Consider the following 5,463-nt stretch of genomic DNA (forward strand, 5'->3'; position numbering starts at 1 on the left):
ATTTACATTTTTTTTACATTACATTTTTAAAAATTTCGAAATCGTTATAGTTGTAAATTTATTTTTAAGAATAATTTAACAAAATTAAAATCTAGTGATAATATCATAAAAATGCCTTTATTGTGACAATTACTGCGCAACCTATGGTAAATTTTTACATCTTTGTTCTAATGAACCAAAGGGGTCATTAAATTTTAACATAAACAAATTAATAATGAAAACAAAGTTTAACGGAATTTTAACGCTCTTGTTAGCGTTCGTGGTGCAAATATCCTTTGCACAGGAAAAAACGATTTCAGGTACTGTAACGGACGGAAGTGGTCCATTACCTGGAGTTACTGTACTTATTAAAAATACAAAAACAGGTACACAAACTAATTTTGATGGTGTTTATCAAATAGTTGCGAATACTGGTGACGTATTAACATTTTCTTATGTTGGTATGAAAACAATTGATCTTACTGTTGGGACTAGTTCTACTCTAAATGCAGTTATGCAGGAAGATGCTAATGTATTAGATGAAGTTGTTGTTATTGCTTATGGTACAACAACAAAAGAAGCTTTTACAGGGTCTGCTGCGGTTATTTCTACTGAAGATTTAGCTTTAAGAACTGTAACATCTCCAATTGCTGCTTTAGAAGGTAAAGCAACTGGAATTCAAATAACATCTGCAAATGGGCAACCTGGTTCTTCTCCAGGAATTGTTATTCGTGGTGTAGGTACTTTAAACGGTTCAACAGATCCATTATATATTGTTGATGGTATTCAATTTGAAGGAGCATTAAATACTATAAGTCAGGAAGATATTGCTTCTATGACAGTTTTAAAAGATGCTTCATCAACGGCTTTATATGGTTCTCGTGGTGCTAACGGTGTAGTGCTTATTACAACTAAAAAAGGTAATAAAAACGGAAAGCTTGTAGTAAATGCTTCAACTCAATATAGTTTTGTATCAAGAGGAATTGACCCATATGAAGCTGTAAATCCAGGTGATTATTACGAATTAATGTGGGAGGCTTACAGAAACACTTCTGCAATTGGAGGAGATGCAGCTGCAGCTTCTGCAGGAATTTACAATCGTTTAGGATACAATCCATTTAACGTACCAAATGATCAAATTGTTGGGCTTGATGGTAAGTTAAACCCAAATGCACAATTAATATATAAAAGTTTAGATTGGAATGATGCTTTAGAGCAATCAGGAGCTAGAAAAAACTATTCAGTAAATATTGCTGGTGGTGGTGAAGATCATCAAGTGTTTTTCTCTGCAACTTATCTTGATGAAGAAGGATATGTAATTACTTCAGATTTTGATCGTATTAATACTCGTTTAAATGCCGATTTCCAACCTACCGAATGGTTAAGTTTAGGAGGTAGTGCTAACATTTCTATTTCTGAATCTAATGGAATTGGTGGAGCAGGTGAAAGTAGCATTGTTAATCCTTTTAACTGGGCTTTAAATATAGGATCTATTTACCCTGTATACCTTAATGATTTAGATGGAAATCTTGTTCTTGATGCAGCAGGAAATCCTGAATTTGATTTAGGAGAAGGTTATTCACAGTATAATATTCAAAGCAGACCTTATAGTCCTGGACGTCATGGTGTTGCTGAAACGTTGTTTAATGATGAATTAAACAGAAACAATACTTATGGTTTTAGATACTATACAGAGTTTAAATTGTATGAAGGTTTAAAACTTTCGTTAAATTACGGTAGAGATATTAATGAAGGAATTAATAAAAGTTATGAGAATAACGTAGTAGGTGATGGTGCGCCAACTGGAAGATATGGTGAAACTAGATACCGTAGAAATACATCTAACTTTAATCAGATATTGACATACAATAAGACTCTTAAGGATGTTCATAAAATAGATGTAACGGTAGGTCATGAAAGCTTTGATAGACACTATTCAGAGAATAATGGTTTATCAACTACACAAACAGCTGTAGGGATTTTTGAGTTTGATAATTTCTCGGTTCCAGTTCGTTTAGGTGGTTATAGCTCAGATAAAAAAACTGAAGGATATTTTGGAAGATTTAACTATAGTTTCGATAATAAGTATTATGTTAGTGCATCAGCTAGACGTGATGGAAGTTCTGTTTTTAATAGTGATGTTCGTTGGGGTAACTTTTATTCTTTAGGTCTTTCTTGGCGTATAGACCAAGAAAAATTTATGGATAATGTTTCTTTTGTAGACAGATTAAAATTAAGAGGATCTTATGGTGAAGTTGGTAACGATAATTTAAATGATTATTACATCTCTCAACCTCGTTATTCATTAACTTCTAATGGTGGAGATCCAGCAATTGTATGGACAAATTTAGGAAATGATGGATTAACTTGGGAAACTGTTGAAAGTTTTGATGTTGCATTAGAATTTGGACTTTTCGATAATCTTATTGATGGATCAATTGAATACTATAAGAAAAATTCAACAGAACTTTTATATAATGTTCCATTACCATTGTCAAATGGTTTAGATGCAGGTCCTGCAAATATTGGAGATATGTACAATTCAGGACTTGAACTTGCCTTAACAGCTCATTTTTTCCAAAGTAATGATTTTAAATGGGATTTATCACTTCAAGCTTCTACATATAAAAATGAAATTACTAATATTCCAGATCCTTTCGTAAGTGGTTCTAAACGTTGGGAAAATGGACGTTCTAGATTTGATTATTATATATATCACTATGCAGGTGTAGACCCAAGTAATGGTGATGCATTGTATTACATGTTTGAAGATGGTGCTGGTGACTTAGAAGGTCAAAGAGTAGCAGTTTTAAATGCTGATGGAACACAATCAACAACTAATGATTGGGATGAAGCAGGAAGAGCATATACAGGTGATAATACAATACCAGATATATTAGGTTCTGTAGCAAATAGCTTTAGTTACAAAGGATTCTCTTTAGATGTTCTATTTACGTATGGAATTGGTGGTGAATTTTTAGATTTTGGTTATGCTAGTTTAATGCATTCTGGTACATATGGTAGAGCTTTACATATTGATGCTCTGAACGCTTGGCGTGCACCGGGTGATGTAACTGACGTTCCTAGATTAGAGACTGGAAATGTTAATCAAGTACAAACATCATCTACTAGATTCATAACAGATGCAAGCTTTTTAGCTTTAAAAAATGTAAATTTAGGATATACTTTTGATAAAGTCATTTCTGAAAAAATTGGAGTTAATAATTTAAGATTATTTGTATCTGGTGAAAATTTATTTTTGAAAAGTGAAAGAATAGGTTTAGACCCTCAATATAACCTGGCGGGAACACCATCGGGTAATGATTTTAATCCTTCTAAGACTGTTTCACTAGGATTAAATGTTTCTTTTTAAAAATTTAACTGTAAAAAAATATAACGATTATGTTACGAAAATTTAAAATTTTGTTATTGGCAATGTTGATTGTTACAATGACAGGTTGTTCAGAAGATTTTCTGGAAACCAAACCAACAGATGCCATATCAGCGGCAGATGCCCTATCCACTCCAGACAATTTACTTCTAGTATTATCTGGATTACACAGACTAATGTATGCTCAAACTGGGATTGTACCAGGTGGTTCAAACACTTATGCTGGTGAACACTACTTTATACCTATGGGTGATGTTATTACTGGAAATTTAATTCATACTGCTGCATCTAATGGATGGCAAAGAGCTGATTTACAATGGTTAGCACATACTAATTCACAAGGAGGTATGGTTGAACAATTGTGGTACCAACGTTATCATTTTATAGCAAGTTCAAGTGCTATTATTAATGAAATAGCAAAAGGTGGGGTAACTATTGATGATGATGTAAACAACATTCTTGGTCAATCTCATGCTTATAGAGCTTGGTGTTACTATCAATTGATAACACATTATGCTAAAGGATATATAATTGGAAATCCATCAACTGATCCTGGAATTCCTTTACAAATAGGTTCTGAAGCTCCTTATGAAAGTGGACCAAGAGCAACTGTTGCAGAAGTATACGCTCAAATGGAAGCTGATATAGATCTTGCAATTTCTTATTTTGATAATAGTACTAAAACTTTTGCTGGTGCTAATGGAAAATCTCATATCTCAAAGAATGCTGCATACGGAATAAAAGCTCGTATTGCATTATCAAAAGGAGATTGGGCTACTGCAGCTTCAGCAGCAGAAATGGCTCGCGCTGGTTATCCTTTATTAAATGAATCTGATTGGAAATCTGGTTTTAACACACTTTCTCTAAGTGAAGTTATTTGGGGAGGTAATGTGATTGATTCTGAAACTACTTTTTTCCGTTCATACTTTTATTTAATTTGCCCTACATTTAACGGAAGCCAAAATAGAGGTAATCCAAAAATTGTTGATAAAGAGAAATATGCACAACTTCCTGATACTGATTATCGAAAAGATGCATTTTTACCTTTAGCTCCTAATACGAATGGTGCTGCAGCAAATGGACAAGGTGGTAGTTATACTTCTGACCCTAACTATGATAATGCAGATGATTTTTGGGCTGCTTGGGGAGATGTTATTAGTACTTATAGTATGACAACAGGTCATAATACACATCCATATATGCATGTGAAATTTTTACAAAAAAATCCTGGTACAATTGACCCGGATGATGTTATTTATATGCGTTCTTCAGAAATGTATTTAATTGAAGCGGAAGCTAAATTAATGGCAAATAATTTGTCTGGTGCTCAAACTGCTCTTAAACCACTTGGAGAATCTAGAGATAGCGCATTTGATGTAACTGTTTTTAACACGAATGAAAGTTTAATGGATCAAATCAAGCTTCAACGTTATATTGAACTTTATGGAGAAGGTTTTGGTTATGTTGATCATATTCGTTGGGATGAAGGAATTGATTTAACTAATTCTGGAGCTTCTCAAGTTTTATACCAAGACGGTTTTCAACAAGCAAAACCATCGGTTAATAATGAATGGATATTTAAAATTCCTCAAGCAGAAATTGATGCAAATCCTCATCTTTCAGAGGCTGATCAAAATTAATACATATTTATAAGTCAGAGATAACAGTTAAAAGTTATTTGCGATTTAAAAATAATTTAAAAGCTGAACGATGTTAACATCGTTCAGCTTTTCTTGTTTTACTAAATTGATTTTTTACAAACAGAATGAAATACTCTCTGCAAAATTTGAATGTGAAATAACATCGCAGTTAGCCCTATTTTCTTAATACTTATATTGTATTCAAGTTTATTATTCAATAGTCCAGCAAGCGCCCCAGGTTGCGTAATCTGTTCCTATTCCATTTTTATCTAAAAAAAAGAGTGTTAAATAACACCCTTTTTTTAATATTTTTTTCAGTTGAAATGATTATTTTTTCTTCTTATGCTTTAAAACTTTCGCATCAATATAAAAAATAATGCTTTCAGAAATATTTTTAAGCAAATCTCCAATTTTTTCAAACTTTTTCATCACTACAAGCGCCATTAAATATTG

At 32.6% G+C, this 5,463-nt stretch carries 2 protein-coding genes; both read left to right on the forward strand.

The genetic code is table 11. The features are described 5' to 3' along the window. Positions 1–214 precede the first annotated feature (214 nt). Complete coding sequence (locus Q0352_RS09720; RefSeq protein WP_299527108.1) at positions 215–3,352, forward strand: TonB-dependent receptor; 3,138 nt, start codon at positions 215–217, stop codon at positions 3,350–3,352. 29 nt (positions 3,353–3,381) lie between these two features. Next, a complete protein-coding gene (locus Q0352_RS09725) occupies positions 3,382–5,010 on the forward strand; it encodes a RagB/SusD family nutrient uptake outer membrane protein (protein WP_299527109.1) in 1,629 nt (542 codons plus the stop codon). Positions 5,011–5,463 lie beyond the last annotated feature (453 nt).

Source organism: uncultured Lutibacter sp. (genome assembly GCF_937891065.1).
In the GTDB taxonomy this organism is placed as follows: Bacteria; Bacteroidota; Bacteroidia; order Flavobacteriales; family Flavobacteriaceae; genus Lutibacter.